The 26,158-nt window shown below is 48.3% G+C and carries 25 protein-coding genes and 1 other RNA gene; 10 read left to right on the forward strand and 16 right to left on the reverse strand.

The genetic code is table 11. From position 1 onward, the window contains the following. The first annotated feature begins 134 nt into the window (after positions 1-134). The 4 genes from BM191_RS10180 to ykgO all read left to right on the forward strand — a co-directional run bounded on the left by BM191_RS10180 (position 135) and on the right by ykgO (position 5,046). Entirely contained in the window at positions 135-1,292 is a 1,158-nt protein-coding gene (locus BM191_RS10180) for an efflux RND transporter periplasmic adaptor subunit (protein WP_092877798.1), read from the forward strand. Positions 1,293-1,353: 61 nt separating this feature from the next. After that, a complete protein-coding gene (locus BM191_RS10185) occupies positions 1,354-4,506 on the forward strand; it encodes a multidrug efflux RND transporter permease subunit AcrB (RefSeq protein ID WP_092877800.1) in 3,153 nt (1,050 codons plus the stop codon). Positions 4,507-4,638: 132 nt separating this feature from the next. Beyond that, positions 4,639-4,893: a type B 50S ribosomal protein L31 gene (locus BM191_RS10190; RefSeq protein ID WP_092877802.1), complete on the forward strand. Its 255-nt coding sequence runs from the start codon at positions 4,639-4,641 to the stop codon at positions 4,891-4,893. A 12-nt stretch (positions 4,894-4,905) separates the two neighbouring features. Beyond that, positions 4,906-5,046, forward strand: a complete 141-nt coding sequence (gene ykgO, locus BM191_RS10195) for a type B 50S ribosomal protein L36 (protein ID WP_092877804.1) — start codon at positions 4,906-4,908, stop codon at positions 5,044-5,046. 153 nt (positions 5,047-5,199) lie between these two features. Here ykgO and BM191_RS10200 read toward each other — a convergent pair whose 3' ends face one another. Genes BM191_RS10200 through BM191_RS10210 form a run of 3 tightly spaced genes read right to left on the reverse strand, consistent with a single transcriptional unit; the run spans position 5,200 to position 7,696 of the window. After that, positions 5,200-6,078: a metal ABC transporter substrate-binding protein gene (locus tag BM191_RS10200; protein ID WP_092877806.1), complete on the reverse strand. Its 879-nt coding sequence runs from the start codon at positions 6,076-6,078 to the stop codon at positions 5,200-5,202. Next, on the reverse strand, positions 6,075-6,944 hold the full coding sequence (locus tag BM191_RS10205) for a metal ABC transporter permease (protein ID WP_092877808.1): 870 nt from the start codon (positions 6,942-6,944) through the stop codon (positions 6,075-6,077). The genes BM191_RS10200 and BM191_RS10205 overlap by 4 nt, the downstream gene beginning before the upstream one ends. Then, positions 6,944-7,696 (reverse strand): metal ABC transporter ATP-binding protein, encoded by a 753-nt coding sequence (locus BM191_RS10210; protein ID WP_230479573.1) that lies wholly within the window; start codon positions 7,694-7,696, stop codon positions 6,944-6,946. The genes BM191_RS10205 and BM191_RS10210 overlap by 1 nt, the downstream gene beginning before the upstream one ends. Before the next feature lie 812 nt (positions 7,697-8,508). On the opposite strand from BM191_RS10210, the gene tomB reads away from it, so the two are divergent. Continuing rightward, positions 8,509-8,889 carry an Hha toxicity modulator TomB gene (gene tomB, locus BM191_RS10215; protein ID WP_092877810.1) on the forward strand — a complete coding sequence of 127 codons (381 nt, stop codon included), beginning with the start codon at positions 8,509-8,511 and terminating at the stop codon, positions 8,887-8,889. 26 nt (positions 8,890-8,915) lie between these two features. Beyond that, a complete protein-coding gene (locus BM191_RS10220; RefSeq protein WP_092877812.1) occupies positions 8,916-9,134 on the forward strand; it encodes an HHA domain-containing protein in 219 nt (72 codons plus the stop codon). A gap of 62 nt (positions 9,135-9,196) precedes the next feature. On the opposite strand, the gene ffs is transcribed toward BM191_RS10220, so the two are convergent. Continuing rightward, positions 9,197-9,293, reverse strand: an RNA gene (ffs, locus tag BM191_RS10225) — signal recognition particle sRNA small type. A 163-nt stretch (positions 9,294-9,456) separates the two neighbouring features. Here ffs and BM191_RS10230 point away from each other — a divergent pair. After that, on the forward strand, positions 9,457-9,768 hold the full coding sequence (locus BM191_RS10230; protein ID WP_092877814.1) for an MGMT family protein: 312 nt from the start codon (positions 9,457-9,459) through the stop codon (positions 9,766-9,768). 35 nt (positions 9,769-9,803) lie between these two features. On the opposite strand, the gene BM191_RS10235 is transcribed toward BM191_RS10230, so the two are convergent. Then, entirely contained in the window at positions 9,804-10,361 is a 558-nt protein-coding gene (locus BM191_RS10235) for a YbaY family lipoprotein (RefSeq protein ID WP_092877816.1), read from the reverse strand. Between the two features lie 216 nt (positions 10,362-10,577). On the opposite strand from BM191_RS10235, the gene tesB reads away from it, so the two are divergent. After that, a complete protein-coding gene (gene tesB / locus BM191_RS10240) occupies positions 10,578-11,441 on the forward strand; it encodes an acyl-CoA thioesterase II (protein WP_092877818.1) in 864 nt (287 codons plus the stop codon). Between the two features lie 73 nt (positions 11,442-11,514). Here tesB and amtB read toward each other — a convergent pair whose 3' ends face one another. The 5 genes from amtB to BM191_RS10265 form a co-directional block, all read right to left on the reverse strand. Then, positions 11,515-12,804, reverse strand: a complete 1,290-nt coding sequence (gene amtB / locus BM191_RS10245; RefSeq protein ID WP_092877820.1) for an ammonium transporter AmtB — start codon at positions 12,802-12,804, stop codon at positions 11,515-11,517. 35 nt (positions 12,805-12,839) lie between these two features. Beyond that, positions 12,840-13,178: a P-II family nitrogen regulator gene (glnK, locus tag BM191_RS10250; RefSeq protein ID WP_092877822.1), complete on the reverse strand. Its 339-nt coding sequence runs from the start codon at positions 13,176-13,178 to the stop codon at positions 12,840-12,842. 257 nt (positions 13,179-13,435) lie between these two features. After that, positions 13,436-15,205, reverse strand: a complete 1,770-nt coding sequence (locus tag BM191_RS10255; protein WP_092877824.1) for a SmdB family multidrug efflux ABC transporter permease/ATP-binding protein — start codon at positions 15,203-15,205, stop codon at positions 13,436-13,438. Then, a complete protein-coding gene (locus tag BM191_RS10260) occupies positions 15,198-16,964 on the reverse strand; it encodes a SmdA family multidrug ABC transporter permease/ATP-binding protein (protein ID WP_092877826.1) in 1,767 nt (588 codons plus the stop codon). Before BM191_RS10260 ends, BM191_RS10255 begins: the two co-directional genes overlap by 8 nt. Before the next feature lie 27 nt (positions 16,965-16,991). After that, positions 16,992-17,474 carry an Lrp/AsnC family transcriptional regulator gene (locus BM191_RS10265; RefSeq protein WP_092878030.1) on the reverse strand — a complete coding sequence of 161 codons (483 nt, stop codon included), beginning with the start codon at positions 17,472-17,474 and terminating at the stop codon, positions 16,992-16,994. 101 nt (positions 17,475-17,575) lie between these two features. Here BM191_RS10265 and BM191_RS10270 point away from each other — a divergent pair, with 101 nt between their 5' ends. Beyond that, entirely contained in the window at positions 17,576-18,511 is a 936-nt protein-coding gene (locus BM191_RS10270; protein WP_092877828.1) for a DMT family transporter, read from the forward strand. A 783-nt stretch (positions 18,512-19,294) separates the two neighbouring features. Beyond that, positions 19,295-19,990, forward strand: a complete 696-nt coding sequence (gene queC / locus BM191_RS10275) for a 7-cyano-7-deazaguanine synthase QueC (RefSeq protein WP_092877830.1) — start codon at positions 19,295-19,297, stop codon at positions 19,988-19,990. A 132-nt stretch (positions 19,991-20,122) separates the two neighbouring features. Here the strand turns inward: queC and BM191_RS10280 are convergent, their stop codons facing one another. From BM191_RS10280 to lon, 6 genes are all read right to left on the reverse strand, one after another. After that, complete coding sequence (locus BM191_RS10280) at positions 20,123-20,377, reverse strand: hotdog domain-containing protein (protein WP_092877832.1); 255 nt, start codon at positions 20,375-20,377, stop codon at positions 20,123-20,125. An 87-nt stretch (positions 20,378-20,464) separates the two neighbouring features. Continuing rightward, positions 20,465-20,812 (reverse strand): ComEA family DNA-binding protein, encoded by a 348-nt coding sequence (locus BM191_RS10285; RefSeq protein WP_092877834.1) that lies wholly within the window; start codon positions 20,810-20,812, stop codon positions 20,465-20,467. Between the two features lie 69 nt (positions 20,813-20,881). Then, positions 20,882-21,061, reverse strand: coding sequence for a hypothetical protein (locus BM191_RS10290; protein WP_177203324.1), 180 nt, complete (start codon positions 21,059-21,061; stop codon positions 20,882-20,884). After that, positions 21,048-22,919: a peptidylprolyl isomerase gene (ppiD, locus tag BM191_RS10295; RefSeq protein ID WP_092877838.1), complete on the reverse strand. Its 1,872-nt coding sequence runs from the start codon at positions 22,917-22,919 to the stop codon at positions 21,048-21,050. Before ppiD ends, BM191_RS10290 begins: the two co-directional genes overlap by 14 nt. A 233-nt stretch (positions 22,920-23,152) precedes the next feature. Further along, on the reverse strand, positions 23,153-23,425 hold the full coding sequence (gene hupB, locus BM191_RS10300) for a nucleoid-associated protein HU-beta (protein WP_092878032.1): 273 nt from the start codon (positions 23,423-23,425) through the stop codon (positions 23,153-23,155). Positions 23,426-23,647: 222 nt separating this feature from the next. Next, entirely contained in the window at positions 23,648-26,002 is a 2,355-nt protein-coding gene (lon, locus tag BM191_RS10305) for an endopeptidase La (RefSeq protein ID WP_092877840.1), read from the reverse strand. Positions 26,003-26,158: the final 156 nt, after the last annotated feature.

Here is a 26,158-nt window from a genome sequence, read left to right on the forward strand (position 1 = left end):
CATTCAGGCCGATTTACATACAGTTGTGAACGTATGTACCATAGTACGACCATAATTTAAACGTAGCAATGGGTTATCAGATATTACGACGCCATTGAACAAAACATTCGATATTGGATATTCGAGGGTTATTTATGAACAAAAACAGAAGGATCTCGCCTTTGGCGGTCGTTCTGATGCTCTCTGGCAGCTTAGCGTTGACAGGTTGTGATAATAAAAATGGTCAGCAAGCCAATCAGCAACCACCTGAAGTTGGAGTTGTTACGCTAAAAAGCACATCAATGACCATCACTACCGACCTTCCAGGTCGCACCTTGCCGTTCCGTATAGCCGAGGTTCGCCCTCAGGTTTCCGGCATTATTCTCAAGCGTAACTTTGTGGAAGGCAGCCAAATAAAGGCAGGACAATCGCTTTATCAGATTGATCCGGCAACTTATCAGGCCGCCTATGACAGCGCCAAAGGTCAACTGGCTCAGGCGCAAGCTAATGCAAAAGTGGCCGCAATGACGCTGAATCGCTATAAGTCTCTGTTAAAGACCCAATATATCAGCCAACAGGATTATGACACCGCATTGGGCAACGAAGCACAAACCGCAGCGGCAGTGAAAGTCGCCGAAGCTGCAGTCGAAAGCGCACGTATCAATCTTGCCTACACTAAGGTTACCTCGCCCATTAGTGGTCGTATTGGTAAATCAGCCGTCACTGAAGGGGCGCTGGTAAGCTCCGGACAAACCTCTGCGCTGGCAACCGTGCAGCAGCTCAATCCGATGTATGTTGACGTTACCCAGCCAAGTGAAGACTATCAGCGCCTACGCAATGAGCTGGAGGACGGAAAACTTAAGCAGATTGCGGGTAAAGCTCAGGTCAGGCTGATCAGCCAGGATGGTACTCTTTATCCTCAGACCGGTACGCTGGAGTTTTCAGACGTGACGGTCGATCAAACTACCGGCTCAATTACGCTGCGGGCTATTTTCCCGAATCCTAATGGAAACCTGCTACCCGGCATGTTTGTCCGTGCTCGCCTCGAAGAAGGCACCAATCCAGATGCGTTGCTGGTCCCCCAGCAGGCAGTAACACGCACGCCAACTGGTCAGGCAACTGCCATGGTTGTAGGGGCAGACGATAAAGTCCAATTGCGCACAATCGATGCCACACAGGCCATCGGGGACAAGTGGCTGGTTACTAAAGGGCTTAAACCTGGCGATCGTGTCATCGTTACCGGTCTGCAACGTGTGAAACCCGGCATTTCAGTCAAACCACAGGAAGTGGGCGACCAGGATGCAAAAAATTAGAACGCTGCGCCTCAGACCCTGTCTGAATAAAATAAATAAGCCTCAAAGGAAATTTTGATCCATGGCTAAGTTTTTCATCGATCGCCCCATCTTCGCCTGGGTAATCGCCATCATTATTATGCTGGCTGGCGCGTTGTCGATTCTGAAACTGCCGATCGAGCAATATCCTGAAGTTGCTCCACCGGCGATTCAGATTAACGCAAGCTACCCGGGTGCTGATGCCAAGACCCTGCAAGACTCGGTGACACAAGTTATAGAACAGAATATGAATGGCATTGATGGACTGATGTATATGTCCTCAAGCAGCGATTCATCCGGCAGTATGCAGCTGACGCTGACTTTCCAGTCCGGTACCAATCCGGATATCGCCCAGGTTCAGGTGCAAAACAAACTTCAGCTGGCAATGCCGCTGTTGCCGCAGGAGGTGCAGCAACAGGGTGTCCAAGTGCAGAAGTCATCAAGCAGCTTCCTTATGGTGGCCGGTTTTATTAGTACCAACGGCACCATGAACCAAAATGACATCGCAGACTATGTTGCCTCGAATATTAAAGATCCCATTAGTCGTACACCTGGCGTTGGCGATACGCAAATCTTTGGGGCACAGTATGCAATGCGAATCTGGCTGGATCCGCACAAACTTAATGATTATCAACTGACGCCGGTTGATGTAATCAACGCGTTAAAAGCACAAAATACCCAGATTGCCGCAGGCCAGTTAGGCGGAACACCGCCAGTGCCAGGTCAGCAGCTAAACGCCTCTATCATTGCTCAAACTCGCCTTACGTCCACCGATGAGTTTGGAAAAATTCTGCTGAAGGTTAATAACGATGGTTCACGCGTACTGCTACGGGACGTAGCAAAAATTCAGCTTGGCGGTGAAAACTACGATGTGATCGCTCGTTATAACGGCCAGCCAGCATCTGGTATCGGTATTAAGCTGGCCACCGGTGCAAATGCACTCGATACCGCTAATGCGGTAAAAGCCACACTGAGTAAACTGGAACCCTTCTTTCCTGCAGGGTTGAAAGTGGTTTATCCCTATGACACTACGCCCTTTATTAAAATTTCAATTAATGAAGTGGTAAAAACCCTAGCCGAAGCTATCGTGCTGGTATTTTTAGTCATGTACCTGTTTTTGCAAAGCTTTCGTGCCACCATTATACCAACCATTGCGGTTCCGGTGGTGCTGCTCGGTACATTTGCTATTATCAGCGCCTTTGGTTATTCAATAAATACGCTAACAATGTTCGGTATGGTGCTGGCGATCGGGCTACTGGTGGATGACGCTATCGTCGTGGTCGAAAACGTCGAGCGCGTGATGGTTGAAGAAGGATTACCGCCCAAAGAAGCAACGCGAAAGTCCATGGGGCAAATCCAGGGCGCACTGGTTGGGATCGCGCTGGTGTTATCGGCGGTATTTATTCCGATGGCCTTTTTCGGCGGCTCAACTGGCGTAATTTACCGTCAGTTTTCCATTACCATTGTATCGGCCATGATCCTGTCGGTCATCGTCGCACTGATCCTGACCCCTGCGCTATGTGCCACCATTCTTAAACCGGTGCAAAAAGGCAGCCATGGCAAAACCACCGGTTTTTTTGGCTGGTTTAATCGGGTTTTCGAAAAAAGCACTCATCACTATACGGACAGTGTCAGCCATATTATTCGCAGCACCGGGCGCTATCTGATTATCTATCTTGTTATTGTAGTGGGTATGGGATATCTGTTTATTAAACTGCCGTCATCTTTTTTGCCTGAGGAAGATCAAGGTCTGCTGCTGGCTCAGGTGCAGCTGCCGGCCGGCGCTACCCAGGAGCGAACAGAGAAAGTACTCGATCAGGTAACCCACTACTTCCTGACTAAGGAGAAGAATAACGTTAAGTCGGTATTTACCGTTAACGGCTTTGGCTTTGCCGGTCGTGGGCAAAATACCGGGATCGCCTTTATGAGCCTAAAGCCCTGGAATGAGCGCCAGGGCGCTGAGAACAAAGTTCCGGCAATTGCCAGTCGGGCAATGAAAGCACTCAGCCAGATCAAAGACGCGACGGTTATTCCATTTAATCTGCCGGCGATTGTTGAGCTAGGTACCGCTACCGGTTTCGACTTTGAGCTCATTGATCAGGCGAACCTCGGTCATGACAAGCTTACCCAGGCACGTAACCAGCTACTTGGCATGGCTGCTCAGCACCCCGATACTCTGGTTGGTGTTCGTCCTAACGGCCTTGAAAATACCCCACAGTACAAGCTGACCATCGATCAGGAAAAAGCAATGGCGCTGGGTGTATCACTTAGCGACATCAATACAACGATCAGTACAGCCTGGGGCGGTAGCTACGTTAACGACTTTATCGATCGCGGACGCGTGAAAAAAGTCTACCTCATGGCTCAGGCACCGTATCGTATGTTACCAAGCGATATTGATAATTGGTTCGTGCGCGCCAGCAACGGTTCGATGGTACCTATAAGCGCCTTTGCTACCGGAAAATGGATTTATGGTTCGCCACGTCTGGAGCGCTATAACGGCCTTCCCTCAATGGAGATTCTGGGCCAGGCTGCGTCAGGTAAGAGTTCTGGCGAGGCAATGACATTGATGGAACAGCTGGCTCATCAACTGCCAGAAGGCATTGGTTTTGACTGGACAGGCATGTCGTATCAGGAACGCCTCTCCGGTAGTCAGGCACCAGCGCTGGTTGCTATCTCACTGGTGGTGGTATTCCTTTGCCTTGCAGCACTGTATGAGAGCTGGTCGATTCCGTTTTCGGTAATGCTGGTTGTTCCGCTGGGGGTTATCGGCGCGCTAATTGCTACGACAATGCGCGGGCTAAGCAACGACGTTTACTTCCTTGTCGGCCTGCTGACCACAATCGGACTGTCGGCGAAAAATGCCATACTGATTGTGGAATTCGCTAAAGATCAGATGGAAATTGAAGGTAAAGGGCTGGTCGAAGCCACCCTTGATGCCGTACGTATGCGTTTGCGTCCTATTTTGATGACCTCTCTGGCATTTATCCTCGGGGTACTGCCACTGGCTATCAGCACCGGCGCAGGTTCAGGTGCGCAAAATGCGGTTGGTACCGGTGTTATGGGCGGAATGGTGACGGCAACGGTACTGGCAATATTCTTTGTTCCGGTATTCTTTGTTGTCGTACGTCGAAGGTTCTCACGACATAAAACCAATTTTGAATCCGGTAAAGACACAGCACAACACCATCATTAAATTGCTCTGTTATGTTAATCAAGAGGTCGCCTGCTGCGGCCTCTTTTTTTATTCTTAAACCGCCCATAGTGTTGCCGAATGAGAATAAAATCGCCATAATATATGTTACGTTATAACATACAGGAAATTATGATGAAGGAAGGTATCCACCCCGAGTATCGGACAGTAGTTTTTCATGACACTTCTGCCGACGCCTATTTTAAAGTCGGCTCGACTATTAAAACTGAACGAACTATTGAAATGGACGGGAAGACGTTTCCCTATATTACTCTCGACGTCTCTTCAGCTTCACACGTATTTTACACCGGCAAGCAGAAAGATCTGACTCGAGAGGGTCGCGCTGCCCGCTTTAATCAGCGTTTTGGCCGTTTTGCCAATTCACGCTGATAAGGTTGAGTTATGCAGGTATTGAGTTCACTACGTACGGCGAAAACACGCAATAAAGATTGCAAAGTAGTCCGGCGTCATGGCCGCATCTACGTAATTTGCAAAACTAATCCGCGGTTTAAAGCGGTGCAAGGAAGAAAGAAAAAGCGCTGAAGGATCGCCTTCAGATGAAGTAGAAGTGACAGCTAGCGGATCGAATGTGATCCGCCTTTTTCTATCACTCTTTTCTGCCGAGTAAAGATACGAAACCCCGATTTATTGGATAGCCAATCTTTAGGATTTTTACATAATCAAAGCACAATTCATTTACTTCATGCCAGCTGCCAGCACCTTAACATTATGCTCAAAAGCCTGGATATAAGTGGCAGCTACACCCCCTTTATTGCTCAGCGCTTCAGGATAAAGTTCACCGCCTGGCTTCGCATCGCTGGCAGAGGCTATCTGTTTTACCAGCCGTGGATCGGTCTGATTCTCAATGAAATAGGTATGTATTTTTTCCTGTTTCAATTGGTTAATAAGTTTTGCGACATCACTGGCGCTGGCTTCTGACTGAGTGGAAAATCCCACTGGCGACAAAAAGGTAATACCATAGCGCTGGCCAAAGTAGCCGAAGGCGTCATGACTGGTGAGAACTTTACGCTTAGCTGGCGGCACTTTTTCAAACGTATCTAAAGCCCAATGGTCCAGTGTACGCAATTTCTCTATATAAGCGGTGCCGTGCTGACGAAAATAAGCCGCATCATTCGGGTCGGCAGCGATAAGTGCATTCATCACATTTTGCGCATATATAATGCCATTCTTCATACTGTTCCACGCATGGGGATCGGTAATCTGCTTGCCATCTTCCTCCATTGAACGTGTTGATACCCCATCAGAAGCAACAATGACTTTACCGTGATAGCCTGAAGCGCTGATCAAGCGGTTTATCCAACCTTCCAGACCCAGTCCACTAATAAAAACGACATTGGCTTTAGATAATGCCTGGGCATCTTGTGGAGTAGGTTCAAAAGTATGCGGGTCACCGTTTGGACCAACCAGCGTCTTAACTACCACATGCTCACCGCCAACCTGTTTGACGATATCGCCCAGAATGGAAAAACTGGCTACAGCATCAACCGTCTTCGCCTGAACAACCGCACTAACACTTAACGCAGCTACTGCCAACGTAAGGGGAAACTTTTTCATTTTGACTCCTTTGCCATAAAAACAGGAGAACGACGACTGAGTAAGCCACCGTTAGATCCCAGTAAAATCGAAATAAAAAATAGCCCTGTCGCACTGAGCACTACCGCCGGACCGGCGGGCAATGAAAGATAGAATGAGAGTAGTAAACCAGTAAAAGTAGCCAGGATCGCCAGTAGTACTGCACAGATAATTTGCCAGGGCAGGCGCTGGCTCCAGAAGCGGGCACTCGTGGCAGGCAGCATCATCAACCCAACGGACATCAATGTGCCCAGCACCTGGAAACCAGCAACCAAGTTGATAACAACCAATAGCAGAAATATGCCGTGGACTAGCGGTGGGCTCCAACGATTCTGCGTGCGCAAAAAACCGGGATCAAACGCATCAATGACCAACGGACGATAAATTAGCGCCATAACAATCAGAGTTACGCAAGAAATACTAGTGACCAGCAGCAATGAGGGGTTATCCACTGCGAGTAATGAACCAAAAAGAACGTTCAACAAGTCGACGCTGGATCCTTTAAGTGAAACAAGCGTCACGCCAAGCGCCAACGATCCCAAATAAAATCCCGCAAAGCTGGCATCTTCACGCAGCGGGGTGAAGCGGCTAACTGCGCCGGAAAGTATCGCTACTGTTAGTCCGGCAATAACGCCGCCGATTCCCATCGATACCAATGATAATCCGGAGATAAGGTAACCCAGCGCTGCACCAGGTAACACCGCATGAGAGAGCGCATCACCAACCAGGCTCATTCGTCGCAGAGAGAGAAACACGCCTAGTGGCGTTGAACTGACAGACAGTGCCAGACAAGCGACTAATGCCCGACGCATAAAACCAAACTCGAGCAGGGGTTGAATAAAATGCATTAACACGGCACTTCTCCCCGGCATGCTGTCGCCAGCGGAACGACCGTTGCACTACCCTGCTCCCAGCTGACCTCTTCACTTGTAATGCGCAGAGTCTGCATAAAATGGCGTTCTACTGTTTGCGAATCGTGTAAAACGACCACCAAAGTACAACCTGCCTGATGGCGTTCATGGAGCAGAGAGAGCAGCAGCTCAACGGTTTTTTCATCAACACCGCTAAAGGGTTCATCCAACAGCAATAATTGCGCCTGTTGCATTAACATACGTGCAAATAAGACACGCTGTAGCTGACCGCCAGACAAAGTGCCCGGCTGTGCTTTGGCAAAAGCATCCATGCCAACGGTTTCTAACGCTAGCATAATCTCATCACGCTGGCTGCGCGAAACAGCCCGCAGCCAACCGTTACAAGGCCAGCATCCCATTGCGACGATATCAAACACAGACACCGGAAACTGCTTTTCAATATCAGCATGTTGGGGGAGCCAGGCAAACCGCACAGGCGGAATAGGGCGGCTAATTGAACCGCTAACGGGCGGAATAGCACCGGCAAGCGTTTTTAATAGTGTTGATTTCCCACAGCCATTGGCGCCAACCAGCGCGGTCATCGATCCTTGCGTTAAATCGCCATCGATTTCGGGGGTTACCGGCCTTCCCCGGTATCCTACGCGAAGCTGATTAAATGTAATCATACCAGTGTTGCCCACCAACACATAAGCAACAACATGGCGGCTGGCATTAAAACTAATGCGCATCGAACCAGAGCGGATAAGGTCAGCAAGCTAAAGTTAGAGGAAAACATCTGCATCAAACAACCAAAAATGTTATAACATAACAACCATATTATTCTCTACAGCGTAATTCTTGCAATGCAAAAGTGTTTCTAACTATTGCAGAAAATATTTTATAATAACCAGATGAATCAAGGAGCTAAAAACTCGACAATGTGCAGGAAAATTATGAAAATTCAGCTATGATATATAATAGTTTTTCTACTAATGAGGCATTTTGTATGAACATTAAGTGGATAATCTATACTTCTTGTTGTCGTTTGTATCAGTGGTTTACGCTCATGTGGCAGAGCACAGAATATTATCTCTCAAATAACGTAAATCATCGCAATCAACACTAGTTGGCAAGTTTTTTGCTTCAGAAACAGAGAGAATTAGAAATAAATTTAAAGAATATTTTAGATAGATCCACGTAAGCTGAGCGTATTTTATTCTACGACAACAGACTTATTACTTTCGAAGGGTTTGAGGAAATTACGCAACAATACAGGTCATAACTCAGCGCTCTCGTTAGTCGATGTCTTACACGAGCGTTTGCTGAACTTAAAAATTCTCATTGTTAATTTATTATTTAATAATACGGTTATATATCCTTTACTAATGATAAATTTAAAAATTAAATTTTTCTAATCATCATTATTGATGCGCAACGTTACTCATTTCAACACAATAATATGATACATTAGTTTACACAGAGTTTGCTCATTTCCTGACTAATCACTCGCTGTACAGGTGTGTTTAACGTGGCAGTTTGTTTGCTACCTAAGGGGAAAAAGATGGACGAATACTCACCAAAAAGGCATGATATCGCTCAGTTAAAATTCTTATGCCAGTACCTATATGATGAAAGTCTTGCGAGTTTGGGTGAAAGTCATCATGGCTGGGTAAATGATCCAACATCAGCACTCAATATTCAGCTCAATGAACTGGTTGAACACATTGCAGCTTTTATGATGAATTACAAGATTAAACACCAGCAAGATGATTTCTCAGCTCAAGTAGATGAATACCTGGACGATACCTATATGCTTTTTAGCAATTATGGAATCAACGCCCAGCAGCTACAGAGCTGGCAACACTCTGCTGGCAATCTGTTTAATATATTTGCTGAAAAAAGTAGGCAATGGGCGTCTGATCCCAGCCACACTTATCAGTAACTCATTATTTATACTACGGTTTAAAAATGACTGAAAAAGTTCTTACTAAAAATGATTATCTTATGCGGCTTCGCCGCTGTCGTTCTATCGACACACTCGAACGAGTAATAGAAAAAAACAAGTACGAATTATCTGATGAAGAGCTGGCGATATTCTATTCAGCTGCCGATCATAGACTGGCAGAACTAACGATGAACAAACTTTATGACAAAGTCCCTGTTTCTGTCTGGAAATATGTTCGCTGAAATAGAATTTATTACTGGAAATGGGTGAGAGCGAATTGACTTAGCGTCATAAGTGGTGGAGGCTCTGCAAGCCACATCCCGGCACACGCGTCATCTGCTGCGGCTGCTTCCTTCCGGACCTGACCGGGTTCACAGGTTAGCATTGCGGGAGAACCAACAAAGCCTCCATTGATTGCTCTGTTTCCAGAGCGCAGGCATTATCGATGATGAACCTGCCAAATGCAAGCTCAGCCAGGGCAAACGATGATTTCTTGCCCATAATCGCTCAAAATTTATTTAAATAATCCCTTATTCAACAACTGAAGGTATTTTGGTTCTGAAAATGGACGCCGGGGCTAACTTTTATCAACGGGTTTATCAGGTACTTGCCGCAATTCCCCGTGGTTGCGTTTCAACCTATGGTGATATTGCCATGCTGGCAGGTTCGCCTTGTGCCGCCCGCCAGGTTGGTGGAGTACTTAAACATTTACCAGAGGGAAGCAAACTCCCCTGGCATCGGGTGGTTAACCGGAACGGACAGATATCTTTAACCGGACCGGATTTATCTCGTCAGCGCGAAGCATTGATAGCAGAAGGTATTGATGTCAGCCATGAAGGCAAGATTTCACTGTCTCGCTACCGTTGGAAGATCTAAAAATAAAGCGGCGCCAGACACCGCTTTATTCAAATTTACATGTTGGTTGGCGCAGGGACGGCTACAGAAGATGTTACCTGAGTTGGCGAGGTTGAAGGTACCTTAGTTGTTGCTCCTGTACCGGCAGGTACGGCTACTGAAGGAACCGGAATCAGTACCAGATCCTGCCGGATTCCCCCCTGATTAATAACCGGTTTGGCATTTTCAGTGATAAAAACCAGCTGGCCTTTCACCACCACCGCTGCACTCAAAATAATATGCGCATTGGGTTGAATTTCACGGGGATTGTAAGGCAGCACAAAGTGAAATGGTGGCTGTTTGCCATCGGTTCTCATCACACGCTGGGCGATAACTTTCGAAGGAGCATTGGAGGAGGAAGCATCTGAAACCGTAACTGTCAGTACGGAGTCAGCAGGTAAAGCCACTTTCTGACGTATCAATACGTCACCACTGACGTTTGGTTGTCTCAACGCAGTTTGCACCCCCCTTACCTCCGATCCCAAGGTAGGCGTAGCAACATCGTTACTTTTATTCGTGCAGCCAGAGATGGTTGCCGCCAGCACAACAGCGCTTAAAACCAGCCAGAATTTCATTATTGTTTTCCCCTTATAATTAATGTGAGACGACACAGGCAGCTGAAATCTACAGACCAGATACCCCGTTGAATTAATTTTGGCACAGGTTACTGTTTTTTGCCTGACCCCCATCGGACAACGTTATTGCTGTCAGTTCAGGGTATTTTTAACCTCAGCGATTGCGTTAACGAATGCATTTTCACACACTGCTTTATAGCTAAGGAGACGACAGCTATGGGACAAGCGCTCAATAACTTACTTACGCTGCTCAATCTTGAAAAACTGGAAGAAGGTTTGTTTCGGGGTCAAAGCGAGGACCTGGGTTTACGTCAGGTATTCGGCGGACAGGTTGTCGGCCAGGCTATCTGTGCAGCAAAACAAACAGTACCGACGGATCGCATTATCCACTCTTTCCACAGCTATTTTTTACGACCAGGCGATAGCAAAAAAGCCATAATTTATGACGTTGAAACTCTACGCGATGGTAAAAGTTTTAGCACCCGCCGCGTTAAAGCTATGCAGAAGGGCCAGCCTATTTTTTATATGACGACCTCTTTTCAGGGATATGAACAAGGATTTGAGCATCAGAAGACGATGCCTGACGTTCGGGGGCCCGATGGATTATGCTCTGAAGCAGACAACGCAAAGCAATTGGCCCATTCACTTCCTCTCGCCATGCGCGATAAGTTTCTGGCAGAGCAGCCATTTGAAATCCGCCCGGTGACTTTTCACAACCCGCTGAAAGGTCATGTTGACGAACCACATCGTTGCGTGTGGCTGAGGGCAAATGGTCCAGTTCCTACCGATTATCATCTTCACCAATATTTACTGGGTTACGTCTCAGACTTTAACTTCTTAGCGGTGGCACTTCAGCCGCACGGTAAAGGTTTTCTCGAACCGGAAATGCAGGTAGCAACTATCGACCACTCCATGTGGTTTCATCGCTCCTTCGATTTAAACGAATGGTTACTTTACAGTGTGGAGAGCACCTCTGCATCAAGCGCAAGGGGTTTCGTTCGCGGTGAGTTTTACACTCAGAGCGGCAAGTTAGTTGCTTCAAGCGCGCAGGAAGGCGTAATAAGGGTTCATCAATCTTAAAACCAGTAAACGCGGGAAGGGAGGAGCCGTTAGCTCCCCCCTCCCTTTAAAACGATTAGATTCCGACACTCACTTACTGGTTGTAGGCATTCTCACCGTGGCTGTTAACATCGAGCCCTTCCTGTTCGTGATCCTCAGGTACGCGCAGTCCAACAATCATATCCGCCACTTTAAAACCAATCAGTGCAACTATCGCTGTCCAGATGATGGTAACGCCCACACTAAATAGTTGAACCCATATCTGATGCCCCATCGTTACACCTGCGGCATAGCCGACGCCGCCCAGAGTAGAAGAGGCAAAAACGCCGGTCAGGATACAGCCAACGATGCCACACACGCCGTGAACGCCAAATACATCGCAGGGATCGTCAACCTGCAACAAACGCTTCAGGCCGGAGACACCCCATACGCCAGCCACACCACCAATCAGGCCGATGAGTAATGCACCGCCTACACCGACATAGCCACAGGCCGGCGTAATAGCAACCAGTCCGGCAATTGCTCCGGAGCACACCCCCAGCAAAGACGGTTTTCCACGCAGCACCCATTCGGCGAAGGTCCAGCTTAACATCGCGCCAGCCGTTGCCGTAACGGTGTTAAGAAAAGCCAGCGCGGCGATTTCATTTGCAGCACCAGCAGACCCTGCGTTGAAACCAAACCAGCCCACATAGAGGATGGAGGTTCCGGTAAACACCATTGGCAAGCTATGTGGCTTAAAGGCCTCTTTACCGAATCCGGCACGTTTACCAAGCAGGTAGGCACCCACCAACCCGCCTACGGCAGCGTTTATGTGAACGACAGTACCACCGGCAAAATCCATAGCGCCATCTGCTGCGAGAAATCCACCAGCCCAGACCATATGCGCAATTGGCAGATAAGCCAGAGTTAACCAGATAATCGAGAAAATCAGCAGAGCCGAGAAGCGAATACGTTCAGCCAGCGCACCGACAATCAATGCAACCGTAATACAGGCAAACGATGCCTGAAAGGCAATGTGAATATATTGGTAAAAAGAGCCCATCAATGCCGTAGGAGCAATGCCTTTGAGCATTCCCCAGCCTAAGCCACCAAAGAAGGCATTACCTTCGCTGAAAGCCAGCGAATAGCCGTACAGTACCCACAAGACACAAACCAGCGCAAAAGTGACTGAAACCTGAGTCATCATTGAGAGCACATTTTTACTGCGGATCAACCCGCCGTAAAACATTGCGACGCCGGGAATAGTCATGAACAATACCAGCGCTGTACAAATCATCATAAATGCGTTATCAGCCTTATCGGCTACAGCAGGCGCCGCAGCCATCGCCAGCGATGGTAAAAATACCAGGCTTGCCAGTGCGGATTTCATCATTTTTTTATTCATTTTCACCGTCCCCTTACCCTATTGCTGCCAGATAGTTACAGCGCTGCCTCATCAACCTCGCCAGTACGGATACGGATCACCCGCTGCAATTCGGCAACAAAAATTTTGCCATCGCCAATCTTTCCGGTGTAAGCCGCTTTACTGATTACATCAATAACTTCATCGATCTGATCGTCTGCAATCGCAATATCAATCTTCACTTTAGGCAAAAAGTTAACGCTATATTCAGCACCACGATACAACTCTGCGTGTCCTTTTTGACGCCCGAACCCTTTAACTTCGGTCACTGTCAGACCTTGAATACCTATAGAAGAGAGCGCCTCGCGGACATCCTCCAGCTTGAATGGCTTAATGACTACGGTAACCAGCTTCATGTGATCCCCTCCAGGTATTAGATAAGGTCAGACACCTTACATATGCTTTTTAAAGCAAAGGCTGTGCCAAAAATGACGATAGTTAAATTTCCACCACGTTAAACATGGCTCGCGGGCCTCCCCACCAGATATTCGGGGAAAAATGGGGAAGAAAAAGGATACGGAAACAACGCTGCGCACTATTAAGGTGCGCCGTGCGTTAAAGCAGTGCGTTAACCGCGAATGGATGGTTGTACGCCGGTTTGTCGTAAAAAAGGCTAGATTTTTGAGATGACGTTTTCTGACAGCGCTTTACCGGCTTGCTGCAACTGGTACATTTGCCAATAGCGCCCTTTATGAGCCAGCAATTCTTCGTGACGCCCCTGCTCCACAGCCTGGCCTTGGTGCAAAACCATAATGTTTTCAGCATCAACAATGGTAGAAAGACGATGGGCAATCACCACCAGCGTTGTTTTCTCTCGTACTGCTCGTAGCGCCTGTTGGATAGCCTGTTCGGTACCTGAATCGATGTTTGCCGTGGCCTCATCAAGGATCAGTATCTCCGGGGGATCAACCAGCACCCGGGCCAGCGCCAACAGCTGCTTTTGCCCCACGGAGAGATTATTACCCTGCTCTCCCAGAGGCGTATGCAAGCCCTCGCTCATCGCCCGAGCCAACCCGGCCAGCTGCACGCTTTCCAATGCCTGCCAGATCACTGCCTCTGAGAGCGGTCGGCCCAGGGCAACGTTAGCGTAAAACGAGTCCGCCATAACAACCGGATCTTGCTGCACCATAGCAATGCCCTGACGCAGAGATCGATGGGAATAGTTCGATAGCGGCCGGCCAGATAACAAGATTGTGCCGTGTTGCGGGGAATAATAGCCCATCAGCAGACTGGCAAGAGTGCTTTTACCGCTGCCGGTGTGACCTACCAGCGCAACGAAGCTTCTTGACGCGACCGACAGGTTAATATTTTGCAGCACCTTATGACCACTGCGGTAAGAAAAGCTCAGACCGCAGATAGTGATTTCACCATTCTGCATCGGCCGATCATCAGATCCATACGCCTGCCGTGGCGCGTCGATCAGCTCAAATATTCGCTCACCGGCAACCACCGCCTGTTGCAGCATCGACTGCTGAGTGGTTAGTTCAATCAACGGTTCATTGAGACGCCCAAGATAACTGATAAAAGCGTACAGAACGCCCACTTCCACTGAACCTGCATGAGAAAAACCAAACAGCAGCATTAACCCGCACAAAATAAAGGCAGAAAACAGGCTCAGTAGCGGTCGCAGCAAAAAGCCATCAAGGCGCAACGTTTCCATACGTGCCAGGTAGTGAGAGCGACTCGTCTCTCCAATTCGCTCGCCAAAACGCGCCTGCTGGCGAAATTGCTGGATGACGCTCATTCCGTTAATAACTTCATTAAAACCGTTATTTATATCAGCAAGATAACTTCTAACGCGTCGGGCGATAGGGGTGCTGTAACGCTGATAAATGAGCATCACCGCCAGTACCAGTGGAAAAATAATCAGCGCAACGAGCGCCATTTGCCAGTTAAGGCTGAACATAGCGATCAACATGGCACCGATCAATGCAGCGCTGCGTAACACTGTCGCCAGCACAGTAACATACAGATCCCTGACCACTTCCGTATCGTTGGTTACGCGGGAAATAATCTGCCCTACCGGCTGCATATCGAAGGTGCTAAGTGGCTGATGTAATGCCGCGTCCATGACGTCGCTACGCAGGCGTTGCACCACGCCAACCGCCACCTGGCTGAACAGCATCGACTGACCATAGTGAAGTAACGCAGCCAGTACCTGTAACAGCACAAACGCAGAAAATATGCAGATAACTGGTCCGAGTGGCATGCTTCGCTGTGCAACCATATTATCGATAAAATAACTGATCAAAACTGGCCCAAGCACTTCTGCACAAGCAGCAATCCACAACATAAGTACAGCTTTTATTATTGGCTTACGCCAGAGAGAACTATAGCCAAGCAGTCGGCGTAGCGTTGGCCAAAGCTGAAAAACATTAGCCACAGTAAGGCACCTCGTGATCCTCATCTTCCAGCGCCGCTTCTAACTGCTGATACCGGTACATATCCTGATACCAGCCCGGCCGCTGGATGAGCTGGCTGTGTGTTCCTCGCTGCTCCACTGCGCCCATTTTCAATACCAACGTTTCATTCGCTTCCACTAAAGCCGACAAGCGATGGGCACTGATGATGAGTGTTTTTCCGCACCCCCAGCGCCGTAAATTGTGCAGGATTTGGTGCTCAGTCCGCCCGTCTACTGCGGATAGCGCATCGTCAAGGATCAGAATTTCTGCATTGAGTAGTAGTGCCCGCGCAATTGAAATACGCTGTTTTTGTCCTCCCGACATCATAACGCCGCGCTCCCCCACTTGAGTCTCATACCCCTGCGGCAGGTGCAAAATATCATCATGAACACTCGCCAGACGCGCAGCCTGCTCAATTTCTTCGCGACTTGCACCGGGACGTCCAAGTGCTATGTTATTAGCCACCGTGTCGGAAAACAAAAAAGGCGTCTGATTGACCACAGCCAGGCGACTGCGCCAGCTATCCAGCCGGAAAAGCGTTAATGACTTTCCGTGAAAGCGAATTTCACCTTGCTCAATATCAAAATGACGCTGAATCAAACTCAGTAGCGTGCTTTTTCCGCTGCCGGTAGGACCGCAAAGTCCCAGCATCTGTCCCGGCTTAAGGTCCACAATCAAATGAAGTAAGGCAGTCTGCCGGCTACCAGGATAGCTAAACTGACGAACCGCAATCTGCAGTAATCCACGCCCCTGTGGTACAGTAACGAAACCATCTACAACGGTCGGCACCTCGGCCAGTAGCGCCTGAATACGTGTCCAGGCCGCACTGCCGCGCTCAACGATATTAAACATCCAGGCCAGTGCTAACATCGGCCAAATCATCAATCCCAGATACATGATGAAACTGGTCAGCTGTCCGAGGGATAAAATTCCCCTCCATACCATCCAGCTTCCACCCCCCATCGCCAGCAAATTTGACAAACCAACTGCCAGATAAATCGTGGGGTCAAAACGGGCATCGATCTGAGCGACGCGCATGTTCTTTGCACCCGTGTCGCCAGCGATTGCGGTAAACTTTTTTGACTGATGCTCTTCAAGACCAAACGCTTTGATCATGCGTATACTACTAAGACTTTCCTGAACCTGATCGTTTAGCGAGGAAAAAGCCGCCTGCGCAGTTTTAAAGCGTTGATGTAATTGCTCACCATAGCGGTGGATGATCACCGCCATGATCGGCATGGGGAGTAAAGCCAGCAGTGTCAACTGCCAGCTAATAGAAGTACTCATTACCAGCAAGACCATGATGCCCATCACCAGCGAATCCACTAGCGTCAACACGCCTTCGCCAGCAGCAAACACTACCCGATCAACGTCATTGGTCGCTCTGGCGATAAGGTCACCGGTACGGTGGCGCAGATAGAAAGCAGGATGCTGGCGGCTCAACTGGCGATAAAAGTCCTCTCTTAGCTCTACCGCCAGCTGGTATGAGGCGCCGAAGAGCAATATACGCCACACATAGCGCAGCAGATAAGTTATCAGGGCGGCCAACAGCATCAGACCAATCCACATGAGCAACGTCGCGCTTGTCATGCGCTGTTGAGCCACTCCGTCGACGATGACTCCTACCAGTTTTGGCGGTATAAGCTGAAGCAGCGCTATTATTACTAACAGCGATACCGCTCCAAGATAGCGACGCCATTCGCGCAGGAAAAAGTGACGAAGTTGACTGAACAGTCTCACAAAAAAACCTCAATTAACGAGCGAATTTCAGGCCTCGTGTATCAGCACTGGCAGTGCAGTAGTGTATTTTATTTCCTCCATTGCAAAACTGGAAGTTACGTCAATGAGTCCATCAACGTTATTTAGCAGCTTTTTATAAAGCGCATCATAGCTTTTCATATCCGCCACCTGAACATGCAGCAAATAGTCATACTCACCTGCCATACGATAAAAGGCCATGACTTCCGGCATGACTTGCACCGCTTCGGCAAACTGCCCGAGCCATTCCCGGTTGTGCTGCTGCGTTTTAATCATCATAAATGCCGTAAGCGATAACCCAAGCTTCTCATTATTAAGCAGCGCTACTTTACTAAGGATATATCCCTCATCCTCCAGACGTTTCAGACGCTTCCAGCATGGAGTTGTCGTCAAATGTACTGCATCCGCCAGCGCCTGCAGAGATAGCATACAATCCTTCTGCAGCAAATTAAGCAGCATAAGATCTTTATCATCGAGGTTATTGTTTAGCAAAAATTTCTCCAAAAAGAGATTTACGTAGTGCCATTATAGTAACCTTTTCTCTCATATTTTGGTTAATATGCACAAATTAATATACCTCAGGGAAAGTCAGCATGAACCAGAAAATAAAACGGAACCTACTAATCAGCGGGTTATTCATCGCTGTTGCTTTGACATGGGGTACGACCTGGATGGCAATGAAAATTACCGTGGCGACGGTTCCCCCGATATTCGCCACCGGCCTACGCTTTCTCTGTGCGTCACCGCTGCTGATAGCGCTGGCGCGCTACAAAAAAGCGCCGCTGCTATTTCCTGCCGGGCAGCGGTTTTTCCAGCTTGCCGTAATGTTGTTTTATTTTGCAATTCCCTTTACGTTGATGATCTATGGGGAACGTTTTACTACTTCCAGCCTGGCGGCCATTATTTTCGCCACCATGCCAGCGGCAGTACTCGCGGCCTCAATGATTTTCCTTGGGGAAAAAACCAGTTTACAACAGCTGATTGGCCTGGCAATCAGTACCGTCACACTTTGTACTATTCTGTGGCAGGAAACACATTCCAGAGGTGACAGTTTACTGCAGGGAATTACAGCCCTGGTTGCCGCCGTTCTGATTCACGCTACCATGTACGTACAGTGTAAAAAGCGCTGTGCGGGAATTTCTGTATTGAGCTATAACGCCTTGCCTTGCCTGGGGGCGGGTATGCTACTCACACTGATCGGATTAAGCGAAGCTCCTGACTTCAGCCATTTTGCACCTCAGGCGCTGCTGGCAATTGCCTATCTGGGCATTGTAGCGGGTGTTGGCGGCATCCTGTGCTACTTTGCTTTGCAGCAGTTTGCTAAACCTTTTCAAGCCTCACTTGTGTTCCTGGTTTTCCCCTTGGTGGCGATAGCTCTTGAAAACCAGCTAAGTGGTACGAGCATCAGCCGGGATTCACTGCTGCTGCTTATCCCCTTTTTATCAGGGATACTGCTAACTCTCTATCGTGGGCCAGCTTCCAAACCACAGGTTTCGACGGCCACCAATAACACTCGCCAGGTAAGCTAGTTTATTGATATCAATAAAACCAGGCGTTCAAGCCCGGCACTGTTTAAAACACCACTATATTCGAGGGTGAACAGGCGGGGTAGGGTTTACACCAACAATGATTGAGAAAATGGTAAGCATGCTGCGTCGCACATAGATCAATGACAAGCAGTGGTGACAGTCCCGCACTCAGACGAAACAGTGGACATATCTACAAAACACACTAAGGACGAACAACAAAGATGTGCTCCCGCTGCTATACGTTCAACCGGCACAACTTGTTGTGCTCTCCAATAAGGCAACGTTTCGTCTTGTAGTGAGCCATAGTCCTTCCCAGAGTCACCAGCTGACCAACTTTAACGTTGTACCGGTCAGACAGGGCGAACACAGTCTGTAGCATCTGAGGCGTCCACCGGGGGAATCAATTCAATATGAGTGAGCATCCGTTGGAGCGCTCTGCAAGTGTGATATTTGCTTTATGACATCAGCTAACGGCTTAAGTCTGCACACTACCTACATTGCTTAACGAAGCGGATTTACTCAAACAGCTATTATTGAAGGTTAATGATACCAGCGCGGATCAACCTTTCTGACTTGCCCATCATAAGCCTGGTGGCGATTCATCCTGCCCTCTTATCATCGCTTTCAACCCAACGCGCCGTCCGACGCGAAAGATATACATCTGAAGGCCAGGGAGGATGTAATTTCACCAGGGCGTGGCGTGGCTCCGGGATAAGATGATCCGGCTGGGATTTCTTCGCTGCTAACGCTACCATATGCATCTGAATTAACCGGAGAGAAGAGATGAAGCGTGCGGTTGTAGTTTTTAGCGGAGGTCAGGATTCAACAACCTGTCTGATCCAGGCACTGGCACAGTATGAGGATGTCCACTGCATAACATTTGACTACGGTCAGCGTCACCGGGCAGAAATTGATACCGCCAGACATTTAAGTGCGCATCTGGGCGTCAGCGCGCATAAAGTGCTGGACGTAACCCTGCTCAACGAACTGGCAATCAGCAGCCTGACGCGCGACAACATACCAATTCCGAATTATGATCCTGATGCGAACAGTCTACCCAATACTTTTGTCCCAGGCCGTAACATCCTTTTTCTGACGCTCTCTTCTATTTATGCTTATCAGGTCGACGCTGAGGCCGTGATCACTGGTGTTTGTGAAACAGATTTTTCCGGCTATCCCGACTGTCGGGATGAGTTCGTAAAAGCGCTGAATCATGCCGTCAAACTGGGTATGGCCCGCACGATTCGTTTTGAAACACCATTAATGTGGCTTAACAAGGCGGAAACATGGGCGCTAGCTGACTACTGGCAGCAACTCGATTTAGTTCGCACAAAAACGCTTACCTGTTATAACGGTATTCAGGGAGATGGCTGCGGTGAATGTGCAGCCTGTCATCTGCGCGCCAATGGTCTTCAGCAGTACCAGCAAAACCCCACAACCATCATGCAGGCAATGAAAAGCAAAACAGGCCTCACCTGAAACCGGTTTTGTTCTTATTGAAGCGAAATTACACCGCCGACATTATTTGTTCACACTGCTTAGCCGCTGCCTCAACTCTCCCTCCATTGGCAGTGCTTTATGTGTTTTCAGATCTATGCACACAAAAGTCAGTCAGGCATAGGCTATCACTGCACCATCAGGTGACAACGTGATCGTCTGGCTGATAACACCGCTATGCCGACAAAATTCAACCAGCTCACTTGCCACTCTCAGTACATCCTCTAATAGTGCTGGGCGGCAAAAGTTAATGTTGATGTTGATGTTGATGTTGATGTTGATGTTGATGTTGATGTTGATCACCACAAAACCGTATTGACTTTCTTGCAACCAGCGGAAAAGTGGCTCCTGCCCCAGCCAATGCGCCAATAAGAGGCCGGACCAACTGGTGCGACCTCAAGGCATGGCAGCCATGTTGGATAAATCCATTCGGTCAGTAACGTAATGAGGGCACGATCACAGCTTAAGATTTACCAGATTTCTTTTCAGCAACGCTTCGCCAATACCGGGCACCTCACTTAGCTGCTCAATCGCTGTAAACGGACCATATTGCTTGCGATAGCTAACAATGGCCTCCGCTTTCCTCAGTCCCACACCATTCAGCATTTTTGCCAGCTCAGAAGCACTCGCCTGATTGATACTGACTTGCTCGCCATTTACAGCACTACTTTTACTGTCTGTTATTTCTACCTGATCAGGTAGCTTTGTTGGTTCAGCTGACTTTGGCGGCGCAGCAAGCGTCTGCCCCATGCCAGCCATCAAAAGGCCACTAAGAATAATTGCCTGATACCATGATTTTTCCATATGTCATCTCCTTATTTGTCAGGGCACAGCCAAAGTAAACAACCGGTGAAAACACCACAATCCGCTCATTCACTCGCTGGAAAACTGGCCGGAAAAAAAATCCTGAATTGCAGCAACGTCATCCATCTTTGCGCGATGGCGCAGAATATTCCGGTTAAGAGAAGAAAACGTCGGGAAGAAGATAATAAAAAAGGCCGGGCAAGTTGCCTCGGCCTTATAATCAATTTGTTGACGGTTACTGAACGTCAACTCCTGAACCATATTTTATTTTGGCTTCTTTGCGCAGACTACTCAGCAGTGCCTCGAAAGCTATCTGAGCATTATTCTGCGTGATGCCCTGAGCCAACGCATTTTTTTGCGCTTCAGGCATACTGCCAGCCTGTACTTTATCCAGCGCTAGCAGCACGACGTTTCCTGTGCCATCCTCGCTTACACCGTATGATGTCCCATTTTTTGGCGGCAGCGGTAGCTCAAACACCGCCTGAGTGATCGCCGACTGATCTGTACGACTTAGTGTTTGTGGGGCCCCAAACGTCAACTGCGCCGCTTTCATCGCCTGATCGCCTTTACCACTTTTTAGCGATACCAGTAATTTTTCTGCCTGAGCGTTAGCCTCTTTGCTAGCCTTTTCGCGGCGAATATCTTGCGTTATCAGTGCACGAACCTCAGAAAGTGGTTTCACCGCCGGTGCTTTATAGTCAGCAATACGCAGTACGAAAGCCTGATCGCCATCAACGGTGATAATATCGGAGTTACTGCCCGGAGCACCGTTATGACCCCGCAAACCGCCATTGAAAATAGCCTGTTCAACCGGTTTAAAAGCTAACACAGCCGGGACGGTATCGCGGGTGAACCAGCCGGTTTCAACCGCCTTAACGTCGGCGGCTTGCTCGGCTCCCGCTAGCGATGTGTTATTGTTGCTGGCAGCATCACTCACTTTTTGCTGCAGCTTATAATAGGCTTCTATTGCTTTTTCCTGCTTCACTTTGTCCGCAATCTGATCATGCACTTGCGCCAGTGGCTTAATTTGCTGCGGTTGAATATCATCCAACCGCGCAACAAGATAGCCAACTGAAGACTTAATTACTCCTGACAGCTGACCTTTATTCTTCAGGCCAGCATTTTTTAACTCATCCGGCATGGTTTCCGGTTCCAGCCATCCCATATCGCCGCCTTTGCGTGCGGTGATAGGATCGATAGATTTTTGTTTAGCGAGGGTGGCAAAATCAGCACCGCTCTTCAGTTCATTCAACACCGCCTGTGCATCAGCCTGAGTTTTGGTTTGAATGACGCTAAAACGACTACGTTCTGGTTGGGTAAAATCCTGCTTATGTTGATCATACCAATTTTGAATATCGCTCTCGCTGACCGACACCTGCATGCTGGCTGCATCCAACTTAATGTAGCTGACGCGGAACTGCTCAGGCACCATAAAGCTGACTTTGTTCTGTTCGTAGTAATTTTCAATTTCGCTTTCGCTGACGCTTTGTTTTGCTGTCAGGGCGTCCACGCTAATAGTCGCTTCACGAACGATACGCTGTTGAGAAACCAGTGCGGCCAACGCATCCTCTTCACCTTTTAACAGGAAATCAGTACCCGCGACAGACTGAATTAGTTGCTGTACAGCCAGCTGTTTACGCAGGGCTTCTGCGTACTGGTCAGGTGAATAGCCCATATTCGACAAGATGTTATTATATTTCGCATTGTCAAACTTACCGTTATTCTGGAAGGCAGGCTGACTAAAAATAGCCTGTTTAATCTGATTATCGCTGATAGACAGGCCAATCTTTTTAGCGTATTGATCGAGCAGTTTCTCATCTATCAGCTGAGAAAGCGCCTGCCGCCGCATCTGGCTCATATAACCTGCGCTACTCGCCAACGCAGAAAACTGATCGCCCAGCATCTGCTGCTGACGCGCTTGTTCGTTCGCGTAAGCACGCTCCATCTGTATGCGACTAATTTCGTCCCCGTTTACCTTGGCAGCATAGTTCGCATTTCCACCGACCAAATAGTTACCTATCCCCGTCAGCACAAATGACAGAATAATCAACCCCAGTATGATTTTGAGCACGACATGGCTTGATGCCGTACGTAAATTGTCCATCATCGTGTGACAACACTCCGCTGTATTATGTATATAAATCTCAGCGCTTGAGCGGCCTGTCCGTTAAGCCGTCTTACGCAGCGCGTTCTCACGTCGTATGACAATCAGATAAAGAGAATTGTCACTCAAAGATAAAAAGGCACATCGTCACCCTGATGTGCCTATTAGATTACCTGATAACGCCCGAACAGTCCTCATTCAGCCAGATTATTCTGCAAGCTGACGTGAGAGTTCCATTAATTAACAGCGTCTTTCAACGCTTTACCAGCGCGGAAACCTGGAACCTTACTGGCAGGGATCGTGATTTCTTTTCCGGTCTGCGGATTACGGCCAGTACGTGAAGCACGTTCACGTACTGAGAAGGACCCAAAACCAACTAAAGCAACCTCCTCACCAGACTTAAGAGCGTCAGAAACTGAGCTCATAAAGGCGTCTAATACACGCCCAGCAGCTGCTTTAGAAATATCAGCATTTGCAGCAATTTTATCTATCAGTTGTGACTTATTCACGCTATTCATCCCCTCTTAATTATTTACTTTGCGGTCAGATTAATCATCTGCCACTATCGCGCAGTAATTATACAGGCATTTTGCCTGAGTCAGGCAGACTGCGACATTGCTACATCTTGCCGCGACTGGTTTGACTGCCTCTAAGTTAACGGCACAAAAAAAAGCTGGCAAGTACCAATTTACTTGCCAGCCCCGGTTTTACGTTGTTTTTGCCATCTATCACTATTTTGCCGTGGCAACATGCATCCCACAGGGCGCATTTTCTAGTGCTAACATCAACACTTCCTCAATGCGTTTTACCGGATGGATATCCAAATCGGCGATGATATTATCCGGAATTTCTTCCAAATCGCGTTTGTTCTCATCAGGGATAAGTACTTTTTTGATCCCCCCTCTGTGTGCTGCCAGCAATTTTTCCTTCAGGCCTCCAATTGGCAGAACCTGACCACGCAGTGTAATTTCACCAGTCATTGCGACATCAGCACGCACGGGATTACCTGTCAGACAGGAAACTAACGCGGTACACATAGCAATGCCCGCACTCGGACCGTCTTTCGGCGTAGCACCTTCAGGCACGTGGACGTGAATATCGCGCTTCTCATAGAAATCGCCGTTTATACCCAGCTTATCAGCACGAGCACGAACAACTGTCAACGCAGCCTGTATCGACTCCTGCATCACCTCGCCCAAAGAACCGGTATAAGTTAGCTTACCTTTACCTGGCACACAGGCCGTCTCGATGGTCAACAAATCGCCACCGACTTCAGTCCATGCCAGTCCGGTAACCTGTCCCACACGATTCTCGCTGTCGGCACGACCGTAATCGAAACGCTGGACTCCGAGGTAATCCTTCAGATTATCACCGCTTATGATGATATTTTTCAGAGACTTATCCATAAGCAGTGCTTTAACAGCCTTGCGGCAAAGCTTCGACAGCTCGCGCTCAAGACTACGAACGCCCGCCTCACGCGTGTAATATCGAATAATGCCAACAATGGCGCTGTCTTCCAGTGTCAGTTCGCTGGCTTTAAGCGCGTTACGCTCAATCTGCTTGGGTAATAAATGCTGTCTGGCAATATTTAGCTTTTCGTCTTCGGTATACCCCGAAAGACGAATGACCTCCATACGATCCAAAAGCGCTGCCGGAATATTCATTGAGTTTGATGTGGCAACAAACATCACGTCTGAAAGGTCGTAATCGACCTCAAGATAATGATCGTTAAAGGCTACGTTCTGCTCAGGATCCAATACCTCCAGCAATGCCGAAGCTGGATCACCTCGCATATCCGAAGACATTTTGTCAATTTCATCTAACAAAAATAGCGGGTTTTTCACCCCAACCTTCGCCATTTTCTGAATTAGTTTACCCGGCATAGAACCAATATAAGTCCGACGATGACCGCGAATCTCAGCTTCGTCGCGCACTCCTCCCAGCGCCATGCGAACATACTTTCGTCCTGTGGCACGCGCGATAGACTGTCCAAGCGAAGTCTTACCTACCCCTGGCGGCCCTACAAGGCAAAGAATCGGCCCTTTAATTTTGCTGACGCGACTCTGCACCGCAAGATACTCAAGAATGCGATCTTTTACGCGCTCCAGACCGAAGTGATCTGTATCCAGGGTTTCCTGTGCTTTGCGTAGATCTTTTTTCACCTTGCTGCGCGCATTCCAGGGTACCTGTACCATCCATTCCACATAGCTACGAACCACCGTAGCTTCCGCTGACATCGGCGACATCATTTTCAGCTTCTGCAGTTCAGCATCTGCTTTCTCACGAGCCTCTTTAGGCATTTTAGCCGCATCAATCTTACGCTTCAGCGCTTCGTTTTCGTCAGGTGCATCGTCCATTTCACCTAACTCTTTCTGAATTGCTTTCATCTGCTCATTCAGGTAATACTCGCGCTGGCTTTTCTCCATCTGCTTTTTCACTCGGTTGCGAATACGCTTTTCAACCTGCAGCAGATCAATTTCTGACTCCATCATCGCCATCAGATATTCCAGACGTTCATTGACGTCTGACATCTCAAGCACTGATTGTTTATCAGCCAGTTTAAGCGGCATATGAGCGGCGACGGTGTCGGCCAGGCGTGCTGCATCATCAATATTGTTTAAAGATGTCAGCACTTCCGGCGGTATCTTTTTATTAAGCTTAATGTAGCCTTCAAACTGATTAATCGCAGTTCGAACCAGCACTTCCTGCTCGCGCTCTTCGATTTCCGGCGAGACCATATATTCAGCCTGCGCGGTAAAGTGATCACCATTGTCTGCAAGGCTGGTGATATGGGCACGCTGTAATCCCTCAACCAGCACTTTTACCGTGCCGTCAGGCAGTTTTAGCATCTGTAAAATGGAAGCTATCGTTCCTACTGAGAAAAGATCATTAATGCCGGGCTCATCCGTTGAAGCCTCTTTCTGCGCAACCAGCAGGATTTTCTTGTCATGATCCATCGCCGCTTCCAGGCAGCGAATCGACTTCTCACGGCCAACAAACAACGGAATCACCATATGCGGATAAACCACTACGTCACGCAACGGCAACACAGGGATTTCAATGCGTTCAGAACGCTCAGGATTCATAGAGCTCTCTCTTAGTTTAATTTTCCGCCAGGTTCCGGGGCTCTTCTTTCGCAATTACTCATGCAGTCTGCCCCTATTAATTCGAATATATGGGGATGATTATCTGGCATTCAATGTTTAAGGATGACAGAAAAGCAAAAGGGGGAAAAATCCCCC

Source organism: Izhakiella capsodis (genome assembly GCF_900115045.1).
GTDB lineage: Bacteria > Pseudomonadota > Gammaproteobacteria > Enterobacterales > Enterobacteriaceae > Izhakiella > Izhakiella capsodis.